We start from the raw sequence: 24,644 nt of genomic DNA, 5'->3' as shown, positions 1-24,644 counted from the left end.
CTGTATGAGCAACCCCGAAATCGACGAAGTACCCATCCGCGACGAGATGATCCGCCTGGGCCAGCTGCTGAAGCTCGCCAACCTGGTGGAGGACGGCGTGGAGGCCACCGAGCTCATCAAGAACGGCCTGGTGAAGGTCAACGGGGACATCGAGGAGCGCCGCGGCCGCCAACTGCACGCCGGCGACACCGTGACCGTGAACGGCCAGACCGTCAGGATCACCACCACCTAGTCCCAACGCCGGGCGCTAGCTGTCCAGGACCTTGTGGGTGAGGAACTCGCCCACGTGCCCGATCTCCTGCTGGTTGATGCCGTGCCACATGCCGGTGTACAGCACTTTGGTGAGGTCCGTGTGCTTGCGGACCCAACCCATCGTGAAATCGATCTTGTCCGGGGTGATCACCGGGTCCTGCTGGTCGCGGCCCCAGAAGAGCGGCACCGTGCCGTCCAGTTCGGCGTCACGGAAGCCGGCGTCAGCTCCGGCGTCGACGGCAAAACCGGAAAGCCCGACGACGGCGGCGAAGTCCGCGGGCCGCTGGCGGAGCATGGTGGTTGCCATGGCCATGCCCATCGAGAAACCGAGCAGGGTCACCGAGGGGTGGTCCTCCTTGATGGTGTCCAGCCAGGCGAGAGCGTAATCGGACGCGAGCTTCACGGCGTCGAGCGAGTAGTCGATGGAGGCCGTCAGCGGGAACCAGGTGAAGCCCGGACCCGTGGGGATCGGTGCGCGCAGGGAGGCCACGACGAATTCCTCCGGAAGCAGCCCGGCCAGGCTGAACAGGTCAGCTTCGTTGGACCCGTAGCCGTGCAGCAGTACAAGCAGCGGCTTGCCGGCCCGCTCACCTTCCTCGTGGGACCACAGGACAACAGGGGCGGGGAAGGCAGCTGCTTGACTCATGGGTCTATTCTTACAGTTACCCACGAGTAACAAGTTACCGTCGCGTAGCTGCGCAACAAGAGGCAGGACAACAACGTGAACGCCACTGATCCCATGGCCAACCCCGTGGACGGACCGAACCACCCCTGGGGGCGCTACGTCGCCCTGGGCGACTCCTTCACCGAAGGGATCGGCGACCCCGAGCCCGGCAGTCCGGGCGGCCACCGCGGCTGGGCGGACCGCGTGGCCGAGGAACTAAGCCGCGGCCACAGCGACTTCGCCTACGCGAACCTGGCAATCCGCGGCCGGCTGCTGCAGCAGATCGTGGACGAACAACTCGAGCCGTGCCTGGCCCTGAAGCCCGACCTCGTTTCGATCAGCGCCGGCGGCAACGACCTCATCCGGCCCGGCGGGGATCCGGACCTGCTGGCCGACAAACTGGACGACGCCGTCGGGCGCCTGGGCGCGAACGGCGCCACCGTGGTGCTCTTCAACGGCCCGGACACCGGGTCCACGGTCCTCGGCCGCATCCGCGGCAAGGTGGCCATCTATAACGAGAACCTCCGCACGGTGGCCGCCCGCCACGACGCCGTGGTGGCGGACATGTGGTCCCTGCGCGAACTGGCCGACCCCCGGATGTGGGACGAGGACCGCCTGCACTTCTCTCCCCTGGGCCACCACACCATTGCCGCGATGGTGCTCGATGCGCTCAACGTGCCGCACAAGCTGGAACCGTACGAGCCCAAGCCCCTGCCGCTGCGCAGCTGGCGGGAGGCCCGCAGCGGGGACCTGGTCTGGGCGCGCGAATACTTGGTGCCGTGGGTGATCCGGCGGATCCGGCACCAGTCCTCCGGCGACGGCATCTCCCCGAAGCGCCCGACGCCGGGCCCCGTCTTCGGACCCACCGGCGCCATGCTGCCAGGGAACTGAAAGGGGCCGCGGACGTGGGCGGCGGCGCGGAGCTGAACGGCAGCACGGACATGGGCGGAGGCGCGGACATTAACGGCGGCGCGGGCTGGCTGGTCGGCAGCAGGCTCAGGCGCCAGCAGTTGCGGGCGCCGGCCGCTGCCGGCATCGGGGACGCGCTGAAGAACCTGCTCGCGGTCCAGTCCCAGGAGTTCGCCTACGCCCGCTGGTCCCTGGCCCAGCGCTGCGCCCGGGACACGAAGGGCGTCGCCGGGCTTGCCGCCGGGGTGGAGGACGCCGTTGCCGACGGAACCATCCTGCGGACGCACGTCCTGCGGCCCACGTGGCATTTCGTGCACCGGGACGACCTGGACTGGCTCATGGAACTGTCCGCCCCGCGCTTGCACCAGGGAAACAAGGGCATGTACCGGCAGACGGGGGTGGATGCCACGGCAGCCGCCCGCAGTGCGGACCTGCTGGCCGCGGCGGTCGCCGGCGGCGCTCACAAGACACGCGAGGAACTCGCCGTGGTGCTTGGGAACGCGGGCTTCCCCGCCAAGGGGCTGGGGTTCATCTATCTGCTGATGCATGCGGAAATCAACCGGGTCCTGGTCAGCGGCGCGCCGGTGCGCACGGCCGGCGGGGCCCTGAAACAGACATACGCCTCCTTTCCGGAGCGGGCCCGGCAGGCTCCTTCCCCGGAGAACGGTGCGTCAGCGGCGGCCGAACGGCGGGAAAACTCCCTGGCGCAGCTCGCGCTGCGGTACTTCCGAAGCCGCGGGCCGGCAACGGTCAAAGACTGCGCCGCGTGGTCCGGGCTGACCGTGGGCGAGGTGCGGGCCGGCCTGCAGCTGGCCGCGGAAATCTCCCCAGGCGCCCTCGCATCCTTCAGCCGGGACGGCCTGGAATTCCACCTCGCCGCCGAGGAACTCGACGCCGCAGCCTCCGCCGCTTCCGGCTCCGGGCCGGTGGTCCCGGGTACCCCGGCGCCGAAGATCGACCTGGTCCAGTGCTATGACGAGTACGTAATGGGCTATTCGCAGACCCGGAACCATCTGGGCGGGACCGCTCCCTACTTCGCGCCGGCGGGCGCGCCCATGCATGTGGTGCTTCTGGACGGGCGGTTGGCGGGATGGTGGCGGCACGGTTTTTCCGGCGGGGAATGCGGGCTCGAGGTGAAGATGGACCGCCCCTTGGACACCGGCGGGCGCTCCGCCCTCGAAGCCGAAGCCGCTCGCTACGAAGCGTTCCTGGGGATGCCCGTTAAGGTCGGCTGACGGGGGCCGGTTGAACGGGGCCCGGCGCTAAGCTTGACATGGAATGAGGTGGCCCCGTGAACAATCTGTTCTTTTGGATTATCGTCTGCTCGTGGCTGATCCCGGTGGGGATCCGCATGTACAGGCGCTCCCAGCAGCGCCGGATCCGCGATAGCGGCTATCCGGACGGCCGCTTCCAGGAGGGCGGCTATCCCGGCAAGCTCCCCGACTACATTGCGGGCCAGTACCCGCCCGCGCCGCAGCCGAACCAGGCGCCGCAGCAATACGAGGCACCCCAGCGATTCGGTCCGCCGCAGCAGGCACCTGCCGGGCCGCCGTCGTCGCCCGTTCCCGCTCCAGCGCCCGCGGCACCGTCCGGGCCGCAAGGCTACCGGGCACGCAAACTGGCGGAGCTGGACCGGCAGTTCAGTGACGGCAAGATCGCCATGGAGGAGTACATGAAACTCCGCCAGGAGATCATGAACGGCTGACGTGGCAACATCCGGGAAGAAGTGGCCCCGTACCGCCGAGGCTTCGGCTCGGTCAAGGTGACGGCAACCGTTGCCGGGACAAGCTGGGACACCTCGATCTTCCCGGACAGCAAGAGCGGCTCGTACCTCTTGCCGGTCAAGCGATCCATCCGCATGGCCGCAGGCCTCCGGGAAGGGGACAGCGTCGAGGTGGGGCTGGACATCGCCGAGCCCGGCGCCAGGGGCTAGGCGAAGAAGGCCGCGCCCAGCTGCGGTCCGAGCTGGCCGATCTCGGTGAGGAAGCCGTCGTGGCCGATGGGGGCCTCGATGGTGTGGACCTCGACGCCGCCGGGCAGTGCAGCGGCCAGTTCGCGGGACTGCTCCGGGAAGTAGAGGCGGTCCGAGTCCACGGCGGCGACGAAGAAGTTGGCCTCCGTGCGTGAGAGCGCCTCTTCAAGGGTGCCGCGGCCGCGGGTGATGTCGTGGCTCATCAGCGCTTCGGTGATGGCGATGTAGCTGTTGGCGTCGAAGCGCTGCACCAGCTTCCGGCCCTGGTGGTCGAGGTAGCTTTCCACCTGGTAGCGGCCACGCTCCCCCAGCGCCGGAGCCTGCAGCGGCGTCTCGCTGCCCTGGGCGTTCCGGCCGAAGCGGAAGTCGAACTCCTCCGCCGAGCGGTAGGTGATGTGGGCGATCCGCCGCGCGAGGGCCAGGCCGGACTCGGGTGCCGGGCCGTCGTAGTAGTCGCCGCCGTTGAAGTCGGGGTCCTGGCGGATGGCAAGGGTCTGGGCCTGGGCGAAGGCGATCTGTTCGGCCGTGCTGTAGGCGCCCACCGAGATCACCGCGCAGTTCTTCACCCGTGCCGGGTAGCTGACCGCCCATTCGAGGGCACGCGCGCCGCCCATGGAGCCGCCGATCACCGCGTGCCAGCGCGTAATCCCCAGGGCATCGGCGAGCCGGGCTTCGGCGGTGGTGGAATCCCGCAGGGTCACCAGCGGGAAGCGGGAACCCCACGGTTTGCCGTCCGGAGCGTTCGACGACGGACCGGTGCTTCCGTAGCAGCCGCCGACGATGTTGACGGAGACAACGAACCAGCGATCCGTGTCGATGGTGGCACCGGGGCCGACGAGTTGTTCCCACCAGCCGTCTTCCTCACCTGCACCGCGGGCCACGTGGGTGCTTCCGGTCAGGGCGTGCTCGATGAGGACCGCATTGGACGCGTCGGCGTTGAGGGTCCCCCAGCTTTCGTAGGCGAGGACCACGTCAGGGAGGAGGCCTCCGGCTTCGAGCTCCAGCGCGCCGATGGACACGTGCTTGACCGTGCCGTCATCGCTGCGGCCGTTTTCGTTGCGTTCGTTGGTGACCGACGGTGCGGCAATTGTCATGGAGAACCCCTGAACCTCGTGCTTGCCCGCCGACAGCTGTCCGGCAGGCCAGGTCTTCACCCGGGGCACCCCGCCACGGAAGGAGGGTTGCCGGCCAGCAAACCGGGGTTTAGCGCTGGCACTCGTGACCTTTGGCTTCGAGTGTAGGAAGAACCGCTCCGCCAACGCGAACAATGTGACAGCTTTGTGACGGTCCGGGCCCGGCATGGCGCGGGCCCGGACACGTCCCCTGCGGCGGGTTAGTCGGCCTTGGCGGCCCGGAAACCGGCTTCGAGGTCGGCCAGGATGTCGTCGATGTGCTCGATGCCCACGGCGAGCCGCACAAGCCCGGGGCTCACTCCGGCCACGGACTGCTGTTCCCCGGTCAGCTGGCTGTGGGTGGTGGAGGCCGGGTGGATCACCAGGGAGCGGACATCGCCGATGTTGGCCACATGGGAGTGCAGTTCCAGGGCATCCACGAAGCGCTTGCCGGCGTCCAGGCCGCCCTTGATGATGAAGGCAACCACCGCGCCGGTCCCCTTCGGCCCGTACTTGCGGCCACGTTCGAACCAGGGGCTGGAGGGCAGGCCCGCATAGGCGACGGATTCGACGTCGTCCCTTCCTTCCAGCCACTGCGCCACTTTGGTGGCGTTCTCCACATGGCGTTCCACCCGCAGGCTGAGCGTTTCCAGGCCCTGGGCGATGAGGAAGGCGTTGAACGGCGAGACGGCCGATCCGAGGTCGCGCAGCAGCTGGACCCGGGCTTTGAGGATGTAGGACAGGTTGGCGCCGAGGGCGCCGTCCTTGCCGAGGTCCCGTGCATAGACCAGGCCGTTGTAGCTGGGGTCCGGCGTGTTGAAGTTCGGGAAGCGCTCAGGGTGGGCGCCGAAATCGAAGTTGCCGGAGTCCACGATCACCCCGGCAATCGCCGCGCCGTGGCCACCGAGGTACTTGGTGGCCGAGTGCACCACGATGTCCGCACCCCATTCGATGGGCCGGATCAGGTAGGGGGTGGACAGCGTGTTGTCCACGATCAGCGGGACCCCGGCCGCGTGGGCGACGCCGGCGACGCCTTCGATGTCCAGCACGTCCTGCCGGGGGTTGGACACCACCTCGGCGAAGAAGAGCTTGGTGTTGTCCCGGACGGCGTCGCGCCACTGCCCCAGGTCGTCCGGGTCCGCGACGAAGGTCACCGAGATGCCGAACTTCTGCAGGGTGTGGGCCAGGAGGTTGTAGGTTCCGCCGTACAGGCTGGGGCTGGCCACGATGTGGTCCCCGGCTTCGGCCACGTTGAGGATGGCGAAGGTTTCGGCGGCCTGCCCGGAGCTGAGCAGGAGCGCTGCGAGGCCGCCTTCGAGGCTGGCGATGCGCTGTTCAACGGCGTCCTGGGTGGGGTTCCCGATCCGGGTGTAGATCGGCGCGATTTCCGCCAGCGCAAAGCGGTTCGCCGCGCTTTCCGCGCTCGGAAACACGAAGGATGTGGTCTGGTAGATCGGCAGGGCGCGGGCACCCACGGCGGCGTCCGGCTCCTGGCCGGCATGTATCTGGCGTGTTTCGAATGACCAACCTTGCGACATTGCGGGCTCCTCCTGATGCGTGAACTGGTTCGGGGCAGCCAGGGCGGCCTGTCCCCCTCCGGCGTGCCGTGGGGCCCGTCTAGGAAGACCTATCCGCCCGGCTGAAGCATTATGAAGAAGGGGGTCGTTTCCTGTCCCGGCGTGTCTTTCCGTGACCTTCCGGGACAGAATCAGGACGTCCTACCTTACTTAGGTTTGACTAAGCTGAGAGCTCCATCACAAAGTGCCAAGATGTGTGTCATGCGCATGGATCACGTCTCTTACGCTTGTGAACAAGATGGCCTGATGGCTACCACAGAGCGGATTTCCGCAGCTTTGGGAGTGGATGCGGTCCGCGGCGGGGTGCACCCGCGCTTCGGTACGCGGAACATGATCATTCCGCTCGCAGACCACAAATACCTGGAAGTTGTGGAAGTCCTGGACCACCCGGCCTCGGACAAAGCACCGTTCGGACAGGCTGTCCGGGCACGTTCCGCCACCGGCGGCGGATGGATGGGCTGGTGCGTCGCTGTTGACGACCTGTCCCCCTTTGAAGAACGGCTGGGCCGCTCCGCGGTTCCCGGCAACCGCAAGTTCCCGGACGGCCGCGAACTGGTCTGGCAGCAGATCGGAATCCTCGGCCTGATCGCGGATCCGCAGGTGCCTTACCTGCTCCGCTGGGAAGGCGACCCCTCACTGCACCCGTCCCTCGTCTACGCGAGCGACGTCAAGATGTCCAGCCTCACCATCGCCGGGTCGGCTGCCCGCGTGACCGAGTGGCTGGGCGAACCCGTGGAGAAGCCGCTCGAGGACGTCGCTGTCCAGTGGGTTGCTCCGCACGGGGTCCCGGGCATCATGTCCGTCACCTTTGAAACAGCCAACGGGGCCGTCACCATCTGAGCCCCTCGGGGAGTCTTGCGGCTCCCCGCCCAAACTTCGGCCGCCATCGGCGGGTGCCAATGACGTCACCCGACGACGGCGGCCGAACACCTTTAAGCCGTTCCCCCGAATTCGCGGGAGAGCTGCGGAGTCGCTGGAAAATTCCGGCGATCCGGCAGTTCTCCGGCGACCGGGACAGCCCTGGTCCGCCGCTTAGCCCAGGCCGACGGCCTTGCCAAAGAGGCTGAAGCCGACAAAGGCCACAATGTCCAGCAGCGCGTGGGCCACCACCAGCGGCATGACCCTCCGGGTGCGGCTGTACACCCAGCCGAACACCAGCCCCATGACCGCGTTCCCGATGAACGGGCCGAAGCCCTGGTACAGGTGGTAGCTGCCGCGCAGGAGTGCGCTCAGACCGATGGCCAGCGGCGTGCTCCAGCCGAACTTGCCGAAGCGGTCCAGCAGGTAGCCCACCACGATCACTTCCTCGACAATCGCGTGCCGCACCGCGGAGAGGATCAGCACCGGCACCGTCCACCAGTAGGCGTCGAGCGCGCTGGGGATGATCGCCGTCGTGATTCCCATGGCCCTGCCCGCCGCATAAAGCGCCAGCGACGGAATGCCGATGAGGGCCGCCAGGCCCAGTCCCTGCAGGAGGTCCCGGCGCGGCCGTGCCAGGGTGAAGCCGAGGCGTTGGAAGCCGGACTCACTTTCCGAGGGCCCGCGGAATGAAGGGTCACGGTGCAGCGAAAGGAAGTAGAACACCAGCACCACCGGGACCAGGGCAAAGATGATGTCCAGCAGCTGGTAGGTGAGGTCGAAGTACTCGCGGGTGTTGCGGGAGGCGTTCAGGGTGGAGGTTCCCTGGGCCAACGGTGCCCGGCTCATCTTGTCCAGCAGCTGCACCACCGAGTACACCGCCGACTGGCCCAGGGACAGGCCCAGAACTATCAGCACTTCGGCGCGCAGGCGGCGTGTGGAGGCAACAAGCATGGTCCTATCTTGCCCTCATTTTCCTGGGTGTTTGCCTATGCTTGGTGGGATGAGCGCGCCTGCACGTATCTTCATGGTCCGGCACGGCCAGTCGGCCGCGAACGTGGACACCTCGATTTACAACCGCGTGCCGGACTACCGGATCCCGCTGACCGACCGGGGCGTGGAGCAGGCCAGGCGCACCGGGGAAGAACTGCGCCGGAAGCTCGACGGCGAACAACTGTGCGTGTATGTCTCGCCGTACCTGCGGGCCTACCAGACGCTGGAGGCCCTGCAGCTCGACGGGCTGACGGAGCGGGTGATCGAGGAGCCGCGGCTGCGCGAGCAGGACTGGGCCAACTTCCAGATCGCCGGCGAAATCGAGGACCAGAAAGAACTGCGGAACCTGTACGGGCACTTCTTCTACCGGTTCCGGGAAGGCGAATCCGGATCCGATGTCTACGACCGGGTCTCTTCCTTCATGGAAACGCTGTACCGGCACTGGGAAAAGCCGGACTACGCACCGAACACCCTGCTGGTCACACACGGCCTGACCATGCGGCTGTTCTGCATGCGCTGGTTTCACTGGTCCGTTGAGTACTTCGAATCCCTCAACAATCCGGGCAACGCCGAGCTGCGGACGCTGGTCCGCAACTCGGCGGGCAAATACGACCTCGACGTGCCCTTCACCCAGTGGGTCCAACGCCGCGTGGACGAAACCGTGGTGGACGCCCCGCCGGTGATTTTCTAGACTGCCGCCTCAGTCGAGTTCGGCGACCGTCACTTCGGTTCCGGCGGCTTCGAAGGCGGCCTTGTCCGCAGGCTTGATGCCGCTGTCCGTGATGAGCCGCTTGAACTCGTACCCGGCCATGGTGGCGAAGGAGCGCTTGCCGATCTTGCTGGAGTCCGCCAGCACGTAGGACGCAGTGGCGCGACGTGCCATGGCGGAGTTCACCATGGCTTCGCCTTCATCGGTGATGGTTGGCCCGATCTTCGGATCCACGCCGTTGACGCCGATGAAGGCGAAGTCCAGCGCGACCTTCTGCATGATCACGTCCGTGTAGGGGCCCACCAGTTCGTAGGAGCGGGGGTTCAGGATGCCGCCGGTGACCATGATCTTGATGTTGGGGCGCACAGCCAGCTGGGTGGCGATGTTGATGGCATTGGTGACCACCGTCAGCATCGGCCGGTTGGAGGGCGCGTTCAGATCCTCGCGGGTGGAGAGCACCTGGGCCAGGGCCGTGCTGGTGGTGCCGCCGCTCAGGCCCACCACCGCACCCGGGCCAATCAGCTCGGAGGCGGCCAGTGCGATCCGCTGCTTGGCCTCGGCGTGATCGTCGCGGTTGTAGCGGCCGGGCAGGTCGTAGGCGACGGCGCCCTTGGTGGCACCGCCGCGGGTGCGGCTGAGCAGCCGTTGCTTGGCCAGGCTGTCCAGGTCGCGCCGCGCGGTGGCCGGGGAGACCCCCAGGCGGGACACGATGTCCTCCACTTCGACATGCCCCGACTCGGCGAGGAGATCGAGGATGGCAGTCAGCCGATCTGTGCGGGTCATCACGAACCTTCCGAAGGCGGTTTCTAGTTCACTTTCGCGAACAACGTCAGCAAGCGGGCAGTTTCCACCACCAGGGCATCGCGGCCCGCCGCGATGTACTTGCGGGAATCCACCACCGCGGGATTGGCGTCCAGGAACTCCCGGACAGCACGCGTGAAGAAGCCGTTCAAGTGTGTGGATACGTTGATCTTAGTCATACCGGCCCGGATCGCCGCCACCAGCGTCTCGTCTGCTACGCCCGAAGAACCGTGCAGCACCAGCGGCAGTTGCACCGCGTCCTTGAGCCGCGAGATCAGTTCCAGGTCCAGGCGCGCGCTGCGTTCGGTCATGGCATGCGAGGAGCCGACGGCGACCGCCAGGGCATCGACGCCGGTAGCCGCCACGAAGTCCCGGGCTTCCCCGGGATCCGTCCGGACGCCGGGTGCGTGGGCTCCGTCCTTGCCGCCCACCTTGCCCAGTTCGGCCTCGACGTAGACCCCGCGTTCGTGGGCGTAGCCGGCCACACGGCGGGTGGCTTCGACGTTGTCGGCGTAGGGCAGGTGCGCACCGTCGTACATCACGGACCCGAAGCCGAGATCCACCGCCTGCAGGGCCAGCTCCTCGGATTCGGCGTGGTCCAGATGCAGCGCCACGGGCACGGAGGCGTTCCGGGCGATCGCCAGGGCGCCGCGGGCCAGGGGCTCCAGGCCGCCGTGGAACTTGACGCAGTTTTCCGAGATCTGCAGGATCACCGGCACCCCTGCCGCTTCGGCCCCGGCCACCAGGCCCTCGGCTGTTTCGAGGTGGATGATGTTGAACGCGCCCTGCCCGACGCCGGCCGTGGCGGCGGCGTCCATCAGTTCCCGGGAATTGACCAGGCTCACCGATTGTCCTCCCAGCTGATGATGAGTTGTTCTTCGAGTTCCGCGTAGCGCGGCGAAATTTCCCCTGCCGCCGGCATCAGGACGGCCGCGGCCGACCACGCCGTGGCGCGGCGGAGGAGCTGTCTGGTATCCGTGCCCCCGTCTGCCAGCACTGTGGCGGCCGCGGCGACGGCGGCGTCCCCCGCGCCGGTCGGGTTGCCGCTGAGGGCTTCGGGCAGCCTGGCCCGCCAGTAACCGTCCGGGGTGGCGTGGTTGAAGGCGAGCATGCCCTCGGCGCCGGCGCTGACCAGCACGGTCTTGGCGCCGAGGCCGATCAGCCGCCAGGCCCCGGCGGCAAGGTCCGCTTCCCCGGTGGCTTCTTCGAGTTCGTGGTGGTTCGGTTTGAGCAGGTCCGCCCCGGCCTCGGCTGCGGCGAGGATCCCGGGACCGGAGGTGTCAACGATTGCCGGGATCCCGGCGTCGTGCGCCAGGCGCACCAGGGCGGGGTAGAAGTCCGCGGGGGCGCCCGGCGGCAGGCTCCCGGAGGCGGCCAGGACGCCCGGGGCATCCTCCCCCTGCGCGGAAAGGGCGTCGACGACGACGGCGGCCAGCGCCTGCCATTCGCTGCTCCCGAGGGGGTTGCCTTCCTCGTTGAAGATGGAGGTTTCCCCGCCCACCGTGTCCACCAGGGCGATGCTGCGGCGGGTCGGGCCGGCGACGGGCACCAGGGTGTGCGGAACGCCGCTGGCTTCCAGTTCGGCGGCGAATTCGGCGCCGGGACCGCCGCCGTACGGGGCGAGGGCGAGGACGCGGTGGCCCAACTGGTGCGCCACCCTGGCCACGTTCAGGCCCTTGCCGCCGGCACGGCTGAGCGGCGCGGTCACGCGGTGGCTGGCGCCGGGCCGGATTCCGGCCACGTGGTAACTGAGGTCCACGGCCGGGTTCGGGGTGACGGTGATGATCCGCTTCATGCGGCACCGTCCGTGGCGGCTGAAGCATCGGCGTCGGGGGATTCGGCAAGGAGGGCCCGCGCGTTCATGGCGGCCCCCAGCAGGCCGGCGTCCTGGCCCAGCTGGGCGCGCAGGATCACCGGACGGCGGTGGAAGTCCAGCATCTGGTCCACCCGCTGGCGCAGCGGTTCGAGCAGTTCCTCGCCGGCCTCGGCCAGTCCGCCGCCGATCACCACGGCTTCGGTGCCGATGATGCTGACGCACTGGCAAATGCTGAAGGCGAGGGCGTCCACGGCGTCGGCCCAAATCCTGGCCGCCAGGTCTTCGCCGGCGCGGGCGCGTTCCAGGACCTCCCGTGCGCCGGACACCGGGGTCCCGGCATGGGCTGCGTAGCGCTTCGCCACAGCCCCGGCCGAGCCCACGGCTTCCAGGATGGCGGTTCCGCCGCCGTCGGGATCGGGAACCTGCGCGTGGCCGAGCTCCCCGGCGAAACCGCCGGCACTCACTGCCTTGCCACCGGAGAAAACGGCGGCGGCGATTCCGGTGCCCACCACCATGACCACCACGTCGTCGAACTCCCGCGAGCCGCCGTAGTGATGCTCCACCGCCGCGGCGGAGCGGACGTCATGGTCGAAAGCCACCGGAACACCCAGCCGGCGTTCGGCCTCCGCGGTAAAGGGGTAGTTCCGCCAGCCGAGGTTGGCCGAGTAAAGGCCCACACCCGATTCCGGATCCACGATTCCGGGAACAATCACCCCGGCGGCGCGGGCCGGGTGGCCGGGGAATTCGGCCCCGAGTTCGCGGGCCAGTTCGGCCACGCGGTCCAGGATGGCGTCCGCGGGCCTGTTGGGATCGCGCGGCGTGCGGACCCGGCGCAGGCCCAGGACGTTTCCCTCGGCGTCAATGAGGCCCACCTTCATGTCGGTGCCGCCGACGTCGAAGGCCAGCACCGCCGCCCCAGCTGCTCCGAGAATCATGACGGGCCTAGGCAGTGGTGTCGAGGATGACCGAGCGGGTGAGGTTGCGCGGCAGGTCCGGGTTCAGGCCGCGGGCGCGGGCACGTTCCAGGGTGACGCGGTGGACCCGGGCGAGCTCGGCCAGTGGGTGCTTGCCGGTGTTGATGTACAGGGCGCCGGTGGCCGCCATATCGGCGTCCAGCCCCTCCGGCTGCTCGCCGAAGAGCCACGTGACGCGCCCGGGGGCGGCGATCGAGATGGGCCCGTGCCGGTATTCCATGGCCGGGTAGGACTCGGTCCAGCCCTGCACGGCCTCACGCATCTTGAGCCCCGCCTCGTGGGCGAGGCCGATGGTCCAGCCGGTGCCGAGGAAGGTGAACTGCTCGGCCTCCACGAGGTCCTGGGCCACGGGCTCGGTAACCGCCGTGCGGGCCTGCTCCACGGCGTCGCCGAACTCCATGCCCAGGCTGCTAAGGAGGTAGACCAGGGCGGTGGTGGCGAAGCGGGTCTGGACCACGGACTTTTCATCTGCGTACGGCAGCCCGACGACGGCGTCGGCGAGGGTGGCAACGGGAGATTCCACATCGCCGATCACCGCCACCGTGGGGACCTTGCCGCGCAGGGCCTGCAGCAGCTCAATGACCTCGGTGGTGGTGCCGGAACGGGTGATGGCGATAACGGCGTCGTACTGGCGGCCGGCGCTGTTGTGGTTCAGGAAGGCCTCGGACGCGGCGAAAGCGTCCGTGACGCCCTTGCCGGCGGCCTCGCGGGCGGCGGCGTAGCTTTGCGCCATGAACCAGGACGTACCGCAACCGACGACGGCGACCCGCTCGCCGTCCGCGGGCAGCAGCCGCTCCGCCCCGCTGTCCGACGCGGCCTTGTCCGACGCGGCCTGCGCAATGGCCCGGAGCCAGACATCGGGCTGGGAAACCAGCTCTTCTTCCATGTAGGCACCAAGGGCAGTGTTGCTCATCGGACGCACCGTTCCTGTCCGCGCCCCGTGTGGCGCTTTTGACGTTTCTTGATCTATAAAAACACTAATCGATCAACTTCAATCGCACAAGGATCGGAGAGACGCAAGGCAAACGCGGGGTCAGTTGCGGCCCATCCGAGCGATCGGAATGGGCCGTAACTGACCCCGCGTTGGGTTGGGCAGCCGCCCCGTTTTCTACGCCCGTGCCTGCTCCAGGGCACGGCCGATGAGCCGGGCGCCTTCCGGGAACGCTCCCGGGTTCGGCCCCGCGTAGTTGAGCCGGATAAACGGTCCGGCAGGCTCGGCGGGGAACCACTCGTTGCCCGGGGCGATGAGGACCCCGGCCGCCTCGCAGTCCCGCGTGAGCCGGTCAAGGTCCGTCCCGTCGGGCAGCCGCGCCCACAGGTTCAGCCCGCCTTTCGGCAGCAGCCCGAGGTGTGCCTGTGGGATGTGTTCGCGCAGGCTGGTGGCGAGCAGGTCGCGGCGGGCCTGGAGCTGGTGCCGGAGGCCGCGCAGGTGGGTGTGCCAGCCGGGCTGCGTGACGACATCGAGCGCCGCCGCCTGGAGGAGCCCGCTGACGTACATCGCTTCGGCGCCCTGGGCGGCCAGGATCCGGTCGCGGGCCGGCCCGCGGGCGACAACGGCGCCCACCCTGATCGCCGGGGACACGCTCTTGGTGAGCGAGCGCAGGTAGACCACGTGGCCCGAGTCGTCCCCGGCGGCAAGGGGTTCGGCGTCCGAGGTGATGCCGAAGTCGTGGGCCCAGTCGTCCTCGACCAGGAAGGCGCCGTGCTGCCGTACCACCTCCAGCACTTCTTCGGCACGCCGGGCAGACCACTGCGCACCGCTCGGGTTGGCGTAGTTGGGCTGGGCATAGAACAGGCGGGCCCCGCTCTCCTGGAAGGCGCGCGCCAGCTCCTCAGGATCGGGTCCCTCAGGACCGCTCGGCACCGGAACCACACGGACTCCGGCCTGCGACGCAGCGAGGATCGCGCCCCAGTACGACGGCGACTCCATGAGCAGCGGTTGCCCGTCAGCGACCAGCGCCCTGAAAACGGAACTGAGGCCGCTTTGGGTTCCGGGCAGCACGATCACATCGGAGGGGTTGGGCGGATTGGTGCCCGACGGTGTCGAAGCGCGGAGTTCCTGCGCGAACCAGGACTGCAGCTCCGGCAGCCCGGCGGCTGGCGGGCGGAACAAGGCTGCGTCTCCGCGCGACGCCCGGGCCAGTGCCGCACGGACCAGGCGTTCCGGCAGCAGTTCCCGGTCCGGGTAGCCGGAGTGGAAAGCGATCACGTCGTTGGGCGCGCTGCGCATTGCCGCGGACAGCGGCCTGAGGTGCGCCGGCGGGGTACCCAGGGCCGCCGTCTGCCAGCCATAGTCCGCCGGCCGGGCAGTCCGCACGGCGCGCACGAACGTACCCACTCCGGGTCGGCTCTCGATCAGGCCCTGGGCGTCCAGCGTCCGCAGCGCCTTCTGCACAGTCACCGGACTGGCCTGGTACTCCGCCACCAGCGCCCGGGTGGACGGCAACCGGGACCCCGGCGATGCCGCCAGGACCCACTCCCGGAGACGCGCCACGATCCGGGAACTGCTATCGTTGGTCATGAAATACAATAGTAGCGCTACTGTACTTACCGTCACTGCGATACCGCCCAAGGGCACATCGCCCATCCCGGATCCCCGCACGGACCGCCGTGAGCGCCGACCGGCATCCGGGCTGTGGTGGGGGCTCCTCGGTGTGGCGGCATTCTCCTTCACCGTTCCCTTCACCAAGGTTGCGGTCGCCGGCCTGCCGCCGCTGTTCATCGCGTCGGGGCGTGCCGTGGTGGCGGCCCTCCTTGCGGCGGCTGCGCTGGCACTTACCCGGCAACGACTCCCCCGCGGCGCGCAATGGGGGCGCCTCGCGGTGGTGGCGGGCGGCGTCGTCGTCGGCTTCCCGTTCCTGACGTCCTTCGCCCTCACCAGCGCGCCGGCGGGGCACAGTGCGGTGGTCATCGCGCTGCTTCCGGCCGTGACCGCCATGACGGCGGTGCTCCGCGGCACGGAACGCCCGCCGCGTTCCTTCTGGGTGGCGAGCGGTTCGGGCGCCGCGGCGGCGATCGGCTTCGCGGCCGTCCGGTCGGGCGGCATCGGCGCCTTGCATTGGACGGACCTGCTGCTTTTCGGCGCTGTTGCCGCGTGCGCGGTCGGATACGCGGAAGGCGGGTTGCTGGCCCGCGAACTCGGTGCGTGGCAGACGATTTCCTGGGCGCTGGTCCTGGTATCGCCCCTGATGGCCGTGCTCGCGGTCATCTCCGCCGCCCAGCAACCGCTCTCCGCCACGCCGGCCCAGTGGGCTTCCTTCGCCTACCTTGGCGTGGTCAGCATGTTCCTGGGCTTCTTCGCCTGGTACCGCGGCCTGGCCACCGGCCCCATGGCGAGGGTCAGCCAGGTCCAGCTGGTCCAGCCCGTCATGACCATCGGCTGGGCAGGCCTCCTGCTGGGCGAACGACTCGACTGGACGACGGTTGCCGGCGGGATTGCCGTGGTCCTGTGCGCAGGCGCCGCGGTCCGCGCCCGGTTTGGCGCCGGAAAGCCTTAGACGGCGTTGCGGAGACTCAGACGGCGCGGACGCCCGCACGCCAGACCGCGTGCGTCATCGGGATGCCGGGCCGGTAGGCCAGGTGCGTGGCGGACGGCGCCTTAAGCATGTGCAGGTCGGCGCGGTGTCCGACGGCGATCGAGCCCACCGCGCGTTCGCCGTCGGCGTCCTTGCCGGTCTCGCGGCCCAGGGCCAGGGCGCCGCCGTAGGTGGCCGCGCGGACGGCCTCGTGGACGCTCAGGTGCATCTGCAGCACCGCGGTGGTGACGCAGAAGGCCATGGAGCTGGTGTAGGAGGTGCCCGGGTTGCAGTTGGCGGCGAGCGCGATCTGCACGCCGGCGTCGATCAGTTCGCGGCCCGGGGCGAGCGGCTGGCGGGTGGAGAGGTCGCAGGCGGGCAGGCAGGTGGCAACCGTGCCGCGGAGGCCGGTGCCGCTGGCGGCGTCCCAGCCGGACCAGGTGCCGGCGAGCGCCTGGATGTCCGCCTCGGAGAGGTAGTTCACGTGGTCCACGCTGGCGGCGCCGAACTCCACGGCCAGCTGCACACCAGGGCCTTCGCCGAGCTGGTTGCCGTGGACGCGCAGGCCCAGCCCGGCGTTGCGGGCGGCGGTGAGGACGCGGCGGGACTGTTCTTCGGTGAAGGCGCCGCGTTCGCAGAACACGTCGGCCCAGCGCACGTGCGGGAGCACGGCGTCGAGCATGGGACCGCAGACGAGGTCGGTGTACTCCTCGGGGTCGACCCCGGCCGGGACCAGGTGGGCGCCGAGGTAGGTGACCTCGTCCACGGTGGCGGCGGCGATGCGGGCGCTGCGGGCCTCGTTCTCCACGTCCAGGCCGTACCCGGTCTTGCTTTCCAGGTAGGTGGTGCCCTGCGAAACTGCCTCGGCCACACGTTCGGCGGTGAGCCGGGTCAGTTCCTCCTCACCGGCGGCGCGGGTGGCGCCCATGGTGACGGCGATGCCGCCGGCACTGTAGCTCTCCCCCGCCATGCGGGCTTCGAATTCGGCGGTGCGGTCTCCGGCGAACACCAGGTGCGAGTGCGAGTCCACCCACCCGGGCAGGACGGCGCGACCTTCGGCGTCGACGGCGGCATCCGCGGCCGGCGCGTCGGCTGCCTGGCCGATCCAGGAAATGCGTTCGCCCTCGATCACGACGGCGGCATCCCGCAGGACGCGGTGCTCCCCGTCCTGGGTCATCAGTTCGCCGATGTTATGGATCAGTGTGCTCGTCTGCCCGCTCATGAACCCATTCTTCATCGGCGGACCGACCAGCGGGTGGCCGCAAGCTCGGCAGGTGTCCGGGATACCGGACTGCTGCCGGAAGCGTCGAGGATCGCGGCGGCCGCCAGTTCGGCGATTGCCGAGGACGTCTGGAAGCCGTAGCCGCCCTGCCCGGCGAGCCAGAAAAAGCCCGGCGCCTCGGCGTCGAAGCCCACCACCGGCACGCCGTCGGCGGCCTCGGTGCGCAGGCCGGTCCAGGCACGGTCCACCGAGCGGATACCCAGGGTGGTCAGCGAGTTCAGCCGTGCCACGAGGGCCTCTATGTCCCCCGGGCGCGGCTTGGCGTCCTCCGGTCCGCTGGGCACGGTCTCGGCGGGCGAGATGAGCACCTGCCCGCCCTCGGCGCGGAAATACCAGCGGTGTGCGGCCTCGGCCACCATGGGCGTTCCAGGCGTCAGCGGACGGTCGACGTCAACGACGGCCGCGGTGCGCCGGTAGGGCTGCAGCCCGAGCTTCTCCACCCCGCTGAGGACCGCGAGCTCGTCCGCCCACGCACCGGCCGCGTTGACCACGACGGCGGCGCCGAGCCCCTCGGTCCCGGCGCCGAGCTGCCAGGCGGAGCCGATCCGCTGGGCCGAGTGCACCCGGGCTCCGGTGATGATGTCCGCGCCGGCCGCTTCCGCGCGGCGGCGGTGGTCTTCAAGGAGCACCGGGGCGTTGCAGGCGAAGGACCCCGTGTCCAGGCCGGCGTGGGTGAAGCTTTCCGGCCGCAGGACCGGGCAGAGGGCCAGCGCCTCGTCGTGGGAGATGCGGTGCATGTGGCCGCTGGCTTCGGCGGAAAGGTCCGCTTCGTCCCCCACCATCATGAAGGGCCGCGGCGCCAGCACGGGAATGTCCAGCCCGGCGTCGCGCTCCGCGATCAGTTCCAGCGTCCGGACGGTGAGTTCCTGGACGACGGCGGGTCCGTAGCTGGGGATCAGCTGCCGCGCCGAGCGGGAAGAGGTGTGGTACGCGAGGGTCTGCTCCGCTTCCACCAGCGCCACGGAGCATTTTCCTGCGAGCGCGGAGGCGAGCGAGAGCCCGGCGATTCCGCCGCCGACTATCACCACGTCGTAATTCGAGGCCATCAGCCCATCCTGCCAGTGCCTGGGACCTTCGCGCGACGGCGGCGGCTACTCCCCGCGGGACGGCTTGGTGCCGCTGTAGGGCGTCCACCACGTCAGCGGCGCAGTGACGGTGAACCGCCGGCCGGAGACGGAATCGGCCGGGATTCTCACGAACTGGTCCTTGTGCCCGGCTTCCCAGGGAAACAGGGGAAGGGAAAACGACTGCACGACGTCGTCGATGTTTTTCAGCGGCACGGCCTTGCCCCGGAGCACCACGCTCCATGCCACGCCGGTATCGGGGTCGACGCCGTCCGCTTCCATGGCCACCGGGTAGTCGCCGAGGGCGGCTTCGAGTTTCGTGCCCGTCCCGGTCCGGAAGACGACGCTTCCGTGGTCGACGGCGTAGTTGACAGGAAAGATGTCCGGGCGGTCGCCGAGCCAGACGGCCAAGCGTCCCACAGACACACTCCGCAGGAGTTCCCAGCATTCCTGTGGTTCCAGGACTTCGGTCGCTGCATCATTGCCCATGCTGCGATCCTAGGCCCGCACGGTGATTCCCGACAGGGGCATCCGGCCCCGGTTGCCCGGCGTTCACCTCAGGTAGGCCAGCTCCTTGAAATGGTCCGTATAGGCGTCCAACAGGGCATGCGCCACCCGCACCGAATCCACCAGCGGATGCATCGCCAGGGCCCGGTAGGCGGCGTTCCGGTCCCCGCCCAGCGCGGCTTCGATCGTGGCCCGCTCCACCGCCTTCACGGTGGTGACCAGCCCGGCGGCATAGCCCGGAAGCGGCTCGGCGGGAAGCAGCCGGATCCCGTCCGCGCCCACGAGGCAGGGCGCTTCGATGACGGCGTCGCTGTCGAGCCCGGGCAGGGTGCCTGCGTTGGGCATGTTGAGGATGAGCCGGGTTTCGCCGGCCCCCTCGCCTGCCGAGGCGCCATCCGCGCCGCTGAGGGCCCGCATGATCGCCAAGGCTACGCCCTCGTAGCCGCCGCCCTGCAGGTCTGCGGTGTCCCGCTCGAACGTGCCCGCGGCGTCGCGGTTGTCCGACATGTACGTCTGTTCCCGGTCCAGCCGGCATTGTTCCCAGAGCTGCAGCGCGGAGCCTGCGGCCTGGTCCCCCGCGCCGGCCGCGTAGAACGCCGCCTGCTGGCGGGAAAGGTAGGCGCCGCGGCTGAGGGACGCTTCCTGTTCGGCCAGCAGGTTTTCCCGGCGGAAGTAGTAATAGTGCAGGTACTCGTTGGGCACGGCGCCGAGGGCCTGGAGCCAGGGGGCACCGAACAGCCGGCCTTCTTCGAAGGACTCGACGGCGGCCGCATCGGCGAGCAGCTCCGGAAGCACGTCCGCGCCGTCGACGGTCAGCCCGCGCAGCCAGCCCAGGTGGTTCAGGCCGATGTAGTCGATCCCGACGCCGGCGCCGTAGACGTCCAGGTCCGGGAACCCGGCGGCCGCCAGGGACCGCCGGGCCAGACCCGCCGGGGAGTCGCAGATCCCCACCACCCGGCCGCCGAGCAGGGAGTTCAGCACCTCCGTGATGACGCCGGCCGGGTTGGTGAAGTTGATGAACCAGGCGTCCGGCGCGTGCGTGCGGACGGCCCGGGCGATCTCCGCCACCACCGGAATGGTCCGCAGGGCGTAGGAAATCCCGCCGGCACCCACGGTTTCCTGGCCGATCACCCCGTGTTCCAAGGCGATCCGTTCGTCGGCGGCCCGGCCGGCCATTCCGCCCACGCGGATCGCGGAGAAGATGAAGTCCGTCCCCGGCAGGGCGTCCGCCAACTCGGTGAACCGGCGCACCCGGGGTGCGTCCGGCATGCCGGCGGCCTGCTCTTCCAGGACCCGGGCCACCACGGCCAGCCGGCCGGCGTCGTGATCAAACAGCCTCAGCTCGGTGACCCGGCCCGGTCGCCGGTCCCTCAGCAGCGCTGAATGGACCAACGGAACCCGGAAGCCGCCGCCACCAAGGAGGGTGAGGATCATGGCACTCAGGCCCCGCTTGCTTCGCCGGGGACAGCAGCCGCGTTGACGGCGTCCCTGCTCTTCACGAAGGCCTGCACGCAGGTCTCCACGTCCTCCGGGCTGTGGGCCGCGGAGAGCTGCACCCGGATGCGGGCCGCGCCCTTCGGCACCACCGGATAGCTGAAGGCCGTGACGAACACACCGTGTTCGAGCATCTCGGCGGCCACCTTCGCGGCGGCCACGGCGTCGCCGAACATGACCGGGACGATCGCGTGTTCGCCGTCGAGCAGTTCGAAGCCTTCCTCGGCCATCCGGCGGCGGAACAGTGCCGCGTTCTCGAACAGCCGGGTGCGCAGTTCGCCGGAGCCCTGGACCAGCTCAAGGGCCTTGATCGTGGCGGCGACGATCGCCGGTGCAAGGGAGTTGGAGAACAGGTACGGACGGGCCTTCTGGCGCAACATGGCCACGATCTCGCCCCGGCCGGAAACGTAGCCGCCCGAAGCGCCGCCCAGGGCCTTGCCGAAGGTGCCGGTGTAGATGTCCACGCGGCTGCCGACGCCGGCGTGCTCCGGTGTGCCGGCGCCGGTGGCGCCCATGAAGCCGACCGCGTGGGAGTCGTCCACCATGACCAGGGCGTCGTGCTTCTCCGCGAGGTCGCAGATGGCCGCCAGCGGTGCCAGGTAGCCGTCCATCGAGAAGACGCCGTCGGTAACGATGATCTTGCGGCGCGAGCCTTCGGCTTCCACCAGCTTGGCTTCGAGGTCCGCCATGTCCTGGTTGGCGTAGCGGAAGCGCTTGGCCTTGCTCAGGCGGATGCCGTCAATGATCGAGGCGTGGTTCAGCGCGTCCGAAATGATGGCGTCCTCAGGCCCGAAGAGGGACTCGAACACGCCGCCGTTGGCGTCGAAGCAGCTGGAGAACAGGATGGTGTCCTCGGTGCCGAGGAACCCGGACACCTTCTTCTCCAGTTCCAGGTGCAGGTCCTGGGTGCCGCAGATGAAACGCACCGAGGCCATGCCGAAGCCGCGCTCATCCATGGCGGACTTGGCGGCGGCGATGATCTCAGGGTGGTCGGCCAGGCCCAGGTAGTTGTTGGCGCAGAAGTTCAGCACCTGCCGGGACGGTTCGCCGAGCGGGCCGGCGGCGATGTGGCTGGCCTGCGGGGAGTCGATGTGGCGTTCGCTCTTGAAAAGCCCGGCGGCGCGGATCTCGTCCAGTTCGCCCTGGAGCTGGTCTTTGATCGAGGTGTACAAGAAGGTCTCCTTAGAGTCCGGTGAAAGTCAGGGGTCCGGTGAAAGTCAGGGTCCGGTGAGGTTTAGAGTTCGGTCCAGTCGAGGACAACCTTGCCGCCGGTGCCGGCGCGGGCGATCTCGAAGCCCTTCTCCCAGTCGGTGGCGGACAGCTTGTCCGTGACGACGGCGGAGATATTGCGGTGCAGCGCAGGGTTGGAGGAAAGCATGGCACTCATGGCATACCAGGTTTCGAACATCTCGCGTCCGTAGATGCCCTTGAGCGTGAGCATGTGGGTGACCACCTTGCCCCAGTCGATGTCGATCGACTGGCTGGGCAGGCCGAGCATGGCGATGCGTCCGCCGTGGTTCATGTTGTCGATCATCTCAGGCAAGGCCGTGGGATGTCCCGACATTTCCAGGCCGATATCGAAGCCCTCGCGCATGCCAAGTTCGCGCTGCGCGTCCCGGATGCGCATCTTGGAGACGTCGACGGCGAGGTCCACGCCCATGCCGCGGGCCAGGTCCAGCCGGGACGCGGAGACGTCGGTGATGGCAATCTTGCGGGCACCGGCGTGGCGGGCCACCGCGATGGCCATCAGGCCGATGGGGCCGGCGCCGGTGATGAGCACGTCCTCGCCCACCAGCGGGAAGCTCAGCGCCGTGTGGACGGCGTTGCCGAAGGGATCGAAGATGGCACCGAGTTCCGGGGTCACGGAAGGGTCGTGGTGCACCCACACGTTCGTTTCCGGGATCACGACGTACTCGGCGAACGCGCCGTCGCGCTGCACGCCCACGGAGACCGTGTGGATGCACATCTGGCGGCGGCCGGCACGGCAGTTGCGGCAGATCCCGCACACGATGTGGCCTTCGCCGGAGACCTTATCGCCGACCTTGACGTCCCGGACGTCCTCGCCGACGGCCACGACCTCGCCATAGAACTCGTGCCCGGCGATGAGCGGGGTTTCGATGATGCTTTGGGCCCACGCATCCCAGGACTGGATGTGCAGGTCGGTGCCGCAGATGCCGGTGGTCATCACGCGGATCTTGACGTCGCCGGGGCCGGCCTCGGGCTCGGGCCGGTCGACGAGTTCGAAGCCGGCGTGCGGGCCGGACTTGTAGAGAGCCTTCATGGCTCCCATTAGATGCCTTCAAACTGCTTAGAACAAGCTCAAGTATCTCACTCAACAGTTTAGGAGAGGCTACATTGTTGGCCGTGGCTGGCCGCCCGGAGTCAAAGAGGCTTGTGTCTGCTTTGGTATACCAAATAGAGTGTGGGTAGCACTCCGCACTACCAGTGCTTCCCCGAGTCTTCCCAGGAGTAACCATGTGCTTGCATGACCACAGCAGCGCTGCCGTCCCGTCCGCCGTCCCTTCGCGCCGTGGCGTCCTCGCCAGCGCCGCTGCCCTGGCCGGCATTTCCGTGGCCGGCGTCACCGCCCAGCTCGCCGCGGCACCGGCTGCGCAGGCAGGCGAGCGCCCTGCCGGCCCCAACTACCCCGGGCGCCCCGCCGTCCCCGGTGCCATCATCATCGAAGGCGGCACCGTCGTCGACCCGCTTACCGGGGACGCCGTGGCGGACGGCGTGCTGGTGCTCGACGGCGGCAAGGTCGCCGCCGTCGGGAGCCGCGACGCCACGCGCAAGGCCGCGGCCGCCCTCGCGCACCGCGCCACCGTGCTGGACGCCTCCGGCCGCTGGGTGGTCCCCGGCCTGGTGGACGTGCACGTCCACGCCAACGCCCTGTCCGACGCCCGGCTCCTGCTGCAGGGCGGCGTTACGGCCGTCCGCAGCGGCTCGAGCAGCTTCTACCAGGACGTCGCCCTCGCGGCCCTGCCCGCCTGGGCGCCGGGTGCGTCGCCGCGCATGCGTCCCGCGGGCCTGTTCATTTCCCCGGAGCAGGGCGACTCGATCCTGGCCGATCCGGACCTTGCCCCGCTCGCGGCCCTCAGGAACGGCATCACCGAGACCCGGGACCTGGCCTACCTCACCGAGGTGAACCTCGCCCGCGGCGCCGAGGTCATCAAGACCCGCGCCAACCCGCGCGCCGGCCTGCCGGAGCAGGACCCGCGGGAACTGGTGTACGGCGTCGAGCAGATCTCCTCGATCGTCAAGGCCGCCCGCGGCGCCGGCGTGCTGTGCCACGCCTACAGTGCCGAAGGCATCGACGGCGCGGTGCGTGCCGGGGTCCGCAGCATCGAACACGGCGTGTTCGTCTCGGAGCAGACCATCGCCGAGATGGCCCGCCGCGGCACATACTTCACCCCCACCATGGACGCCATCTCCAGCATGGCTACTTCAGCGAATCCGATCCTGGCCGCGCGCGGCAAGGAGTACACGCCCATCCACAAGGCCGCGGTCCTGGCCGCGCACGAGGCCGGCGTCACCGTGGTGGCCGGCACCGATTCCTTCGGCAACGACGTCACCCCGCTGGGCACGGAAGTCCGGCTGCTCCACGAGGCCGGGCTGTCCCCGCTCGAGGCTTTGCGTGCCGCGACCACCTATGCCGCCCGCCTGCTCGGCTGGGAAGGCAGGGCCGGCCGTTTCGCGCCCGGCGCCTTCGCGGACGCCGTTGTGGTCGACGCCGACCCGCTGGGTGACGGCACGGCCCTCGAGAAGGTGCGCACCGTCGTCGCGCAGGGAACGATCGTGCGCAACGGCCTCTAGGTGTGATGTCCAGGGACGTTGTTTCATGAATCCCGTGTGATCTGCTGACGGGCGAAGGCCTCCTGTTATGAAGTGGAGCTGTCTAGGAACCGCTTCATCTCAACAGGAGGCCTTCGTGTCCCACGCTAACGCTGCTTTGACGCCCCGCGCACGTCTGCGCTTGGCCAAACTCATCGTCGAGAACCATTGGCCGGTGGGCCCCGCCGCCAAAATGTTCATGGTCTCGCCCGTGACCGCCCGCAAATGGGCGGCCCGATACCGCACCGAAGGGCCGGCCGGAATGACGGACCGTTCCAGCCGGCCGCAGTCGATGCCACGGAAAACTCCTCCAG

At 69.1% G+C, this 24,644-nt stretch carries 26 protein-coding genes and 1 riboswitch; of the genes, 10 read left to right on the top strand and 16 right to left on the bottom strand.

All coding sequences use genetic code 11. The annotated features are described in order from the left end of the window. The first annotated feature begins 4 nt into the window (after positions 1-4). A complete protein-coding gene (locus BLP88_RS10655; protein ID WP_074589071.1) occupies positions 5-232 on the top strand; it encodes an RNA-binding S4 domain-containing protein in 228 nt (75 codons plus the stop codon). A gap of 15 nt (positions 233-247) precedes the next feature. On the opposite strand, the gene BLP88_RS10650 is transcribed toward BLP88_RS10655, so the two are convergent. Beyond that, a complete protein-coding gene (locus BLP88_RS10650) occupies positions 248-898 on the bottom strand; it encodes an alpha/beta hydrolase (RefSeq protein WP_074589069.1) in 651 nt (216 codons plus the stop codon). Positions 899-991: 93 nt separating this feature from the next. Here BLP88_RS10650 and BLP88_RS10645 point away from each other — a divergent pair, with 93 nt between their 5' ends. The 4 genes from BLP88_RS10645 to BLP88_RS18740 are packed head-to-tail and all read left to right on the top strand — an operon-like array spanning position 992 to position 3,758. Then, entirely contained in the window at positions 992-1,807 is an 816-nt protein-coding gene (locus tag BLP88_RS10645; protein ID WP_074589285.1) for an SGNH/GDSL hydrolase family protein, read from the top strand. A 14-nt stretch (positions 1,808-1,821) separates the two neighbouring features. Beyond that, complete coding sequence (locus tag BLP88_RS10640) at positions 1,822-3,060, top strand: winged helix DNA-binding domain-containing protein (protein WP_308807306.1); 1,239 nt, start codon at positions 1,822-1,824, stop codon at positions 3,058-3,060. A 56-nt stretch (positions 3,061-3,116) separates the two neighbouring features. Beyond that, positions 3,117-3,530 (top strand): hypothetical protein, encoded by a 414-nt coding sequence (locus BLP88_RS18745; RefSeq protein ID WP_074589068.1) that lies wholly within the window; start codon positions 3,117-3,119, stop codon positions 3,528-3,530. Between the two features lie 21 nt (positions 3,531-3,551). After that, positions 3,552-3,758 carry a DUF1905 domain-containing protein gene (locus BLP88_RS18740; protein ID WP_074589067.1) on the top strand — a complete coding sequence of 69 codons (207 nt, stop codon included), beginning with the start codon at positions 3,552-3,554 and terminating at the stop codon, positions 3,756-3,758. On the opposite strand, the gene metX is transcribed toward BLP88_RS18740, so the two are convergent. Beyond that, complete coding sequence (metX, locus tag BLP88_RS10625; protein WP_074589065.1) at positions 3,755-4,891, bottom strand: homoserine O-acetyltransferase MetX; 1,137 nt, start codon at positions 4,889-4,891, stop codon at positions 3,755-3,757. The genes BLP88_RS18740 and metX overlap by 4 nt on opposite strands. A gap of 13 nt (positions 4,892-4,904) precedes the next feature. Next, positions 4,905-5,021: riboswitch (SAM riboswitch) on the bottom strand. Positions 5,022-5,130: 109 nt separating this feature from the next. Further along, positions 5,131-6,489 (bottom strand): bifunctional o-acetylhomoserine/o-acetylserine sulfhydrylase, encoded by a 1,359-nt coding sequence (locus tag BLP88_RS10620; protein ID WP_257028384.1) that lies wholly within the window; start codon positions 6,487-6,489, stop codon positions 5,131-5,133. A 198-nt stretch (positions 6,490-6,687) separates the two neighbouring features. Here BLP88_RS10620 and BLP88_RS10615 point away from each other — a divergent pair, with 198 nt between their 5' ends. After that, positions 6,688-7,326, top strand: coding sequence for a VOC family protein (locus BLP88_RS10615; RefSeq protein WP_074589062.1), 639 nt, complete (start codon positions 6,688-6,690; stop codon positions 7,324-7,326). Positions 7,327-7,518: 192 nt separating this feature from the next. On the opposite strand, the gene BLP88_RS10610 is transcribed toward BLP88_RS10615, so the two are convergent. Further along, entirely contained in the window at positions 7,519-8,298 is a 780-nt protein-coding gene (locus BLP88_RS10610; protein ID WP_074589061.1) for a CPBP family intramembrane glutamic endopeptidase, read from the bottom strand. A gap of 49 nt (positions 8,299-8,347) precedes the next feature. Between BLP88_RS10610 and BLP88_RS10605 the strand changes: the two genes are divergently transcribed. Further along, a complete protein-coding gene (locus BLP88_RS10605; protein ID WP_245679841.1) occupies positions 8,348-9,028 on the top strand; it encodes a histidine phosphatase family protein in 681 nt (226 codons plus the stop codon). A gap of 9 nt (positions 9,029-9,037) precedes the next feature. Here BLP88_RS10605 and BLP88_RS10600 read toward each other — a convergent pair whose 3' ends face one another. The 6 genes from BLP88_RS10600 to BLP88_RS10575 all read right to left on the bottom strand — a co-directional run bounded on the left by BLP88_RS10600 (position 9,038) and on the right by BLP88_RS10575 (position 15,158). After that, positions 9,038-9,829, bottom strand: coding sequence for a DeoR/GlpR family DNA-binding transcription regulator (locus BLP88_RS10600; protein WP_074589058.1), 792 nt, complete (start codon positions 9,827-9,829; stop codon positions 9,038-9,040). Between the two features lie 23 nt (positions 9,830-9,852). After that, entirely contained in the window at positions 9,853-10,692 is an 840-nt protein-coding gene (locus tag BLP88_RS10595; protein ID WP_074589057.1) for a class II fructose-bisphosphate aldolase, read from the bottom strand. Further along, a complete protein-coding gene (locus BLP88_RS10590) occupies positions 10,689-11,642 on the bottom strand; it encodes a 1-phosphofructokinase family hexose kinase (RefSeq protein ID WP_074589056.1) in 954 nt (317 codons plus the stop codon). Before BLP88_RS10590 ends, BLP88_RS10595 begins: the two co-directional genes overlap by 4 nt. Then, complete coding sequence (locus tag BLP88_RS10585; RefSeq protein WP_074589055.1) at positions 11,639-12,598, bottom strand: ROK family protein; 960 nt, start codon at positions 12,596-12,598, stop codon at positions 11,639-11,641. Before BLP88_RS10585 ends, BLP88_RS10590 begins: the two co-directional genes overlap by 4 nt. Before the next feature lie 7 nt (positions 12,599-12,605). Continuing rightward, a complete protein-coding gene (locus BLP88_RS10580) occupies positions 12,606-13,550 on the bottom strand; it encodes an SIS domain-containing protein (protein WP_074589053.1) in 945 nt (314 codons plus the stop codon). 195 nt (positions 13,551-13,745) lie between these two features. Next, a complete protein-coding gene (locus BLP88_RS10575; RefSeq protein ID WP_074589052.1) occupies positions 13,746-15,158 on the bottom strand; it encodes an aminotransferase-like domain-containing protein in 1,413 nt (470 codons plus the stop codon). On the opposite strand from BLP88_RS10575, the gene BLP88_RS10570 reads away from it, so the two are divergent. Further along, positions 15,157-16,134 carry a DMT family transporter gene (locus BLP88_RS10570; protein ID WP_084111082.1) on the top strand — a complete coding sequence of 326 codons (978 nt, stop codon included), beginning with the start codon at positions 15,157-15,159 and terminating at the stop codon, positions 16,132-16,134. The genes BLP88_RS10575 and BLP88_RS10570 overlap by 2 nt on opposite strands. A gap of 16 nt (positions 16,135-16,150) precedes the next feature. On the opposite strand, the gene hutI is transcribed toward BLP88_RS10570, so the two are convergent. The 6 genes from hutI to tdh all read right to left on the bottom strand — a co-directional run bounded on the left by hutI (position 16,151) and on the right by tdh (position 22,780). Beyond that, on the bottom strand, positions 16,151-17,374 hold the full coding sequence (gene hutI, locus BLP88_RS10565; protein WP_074589051.1) for an imidazolonepropionase: 1,224 nt from the start codon (positions 17,372-17,374) through the stop codon (positions 16,151-16,153). A gap of 11 nt (positions 17,375-17,385) precedes the next feature. Beyond that, on the bottom strand, positions 17,386-18,480 hold the full coding sequence (locus BLP88_RS10560; protein ID WP_074589049.1) for an NAD(P)/FAD-dependent oxidoreductase: 1,095 nt from the start codon (positions 18,478-18,480) through the stop codon (positions 17,386-17,388). A 45-nt stretch (positions 18,481-18,525) separates the two neighbouring features. Next, positions 18,526-18,987 (bottom strand): pyridoxamine 5'-phosphate oxidase family protein, encoded by a 462-nt coding sequence (locus BLP88_RS10555; protein WP_074589048.1) that lies wholly within the window; start codon positions 18,985-18,987, stop codon positions 18,526-18,528. 63 nt (positions 18,988-19,050) lie between these two features. Next, complete coding sequence (locus BLP88_RS10550; protein WP_074589047.1) at positions 19,051-20,439, bottom strand: 6-phospho-beta-glucosidase; 1,389 nt, start codon at positions 20,437-20,439, stop codon at positions 19,051-19,053. Positions 20,440-20,444: 5 nt separating this feature from the next. After that, positions 20,445-21,671 carry a glycine C-acetyltransferase gene (locus tag BLP88_RS10545; RefSeq protein ID WP_074589045.1) on the bottom strand — a complete coding sequence of 409 codons (1,227 nt, stop codon included), beginning with the start codon at positions 21,669-21,671 and terminating at the stop codon, positions 20,445-20,447. A 62-nt stretch (positions 21,672-21,733) separates the two neighbouring features. After that, positions 21,734-22,780: an L-threonine 3-dehydrogenase gene (gene tdh, locus BLP88_RS10540; protein WP_074589282.1), complete on the bottom strand. Its 1,047-nt coding sequence runs from the start codon at positions 22,778-22,780 to the stop codon at positions 21,734-21,736. Positions 22,781-22,974: 194 nt separating this feature from the next. Here tdh and BLP88_RS10535 point away from each other — a divergent pair, with 194 nt between their 5' ends. Both BLP88_RS10535 and BLP88_RS10530 read left to right on the top strand, forming a co-directional pair. After that, positions 22,975-24,312 carry an amidohydrolase family protein gene (locus BLP88_RS10535; protein ID WP_074589044.1) on the top strand — a complete coding sequence of 446 codons (1,338 nt, stop codon included), beginning with the start codon at positions 22,975-22,977 and terminating at the stop codon, positions 24,310-24,312. A gap of 115 nt (positions 24,313-24,427) precedes the next feature. Continuing rightward, the coding region (locus BLP88_RS10530; RefSeq protein WP_139163359.1) for a leucine zipper domain-containing protein at positions 24,428-24,644 on the top strand (217 nt) is incomplete at its 3' end.

Origin of the sequence: Arthrobacter cupressi, assembly GCF_900099975.1 — a bacterium.
Classification (GTDB): Bacteria; Actinomycetota; Actinomycetes; order Actinomycetales; family Micrococcaceae; genus Arthrobacter; species Arthrobacter cupressi.
Note: the sequence above shows the minus strand (reverse complement) of the source record. Positions and strands in the feature narration are given on the sequence as shown.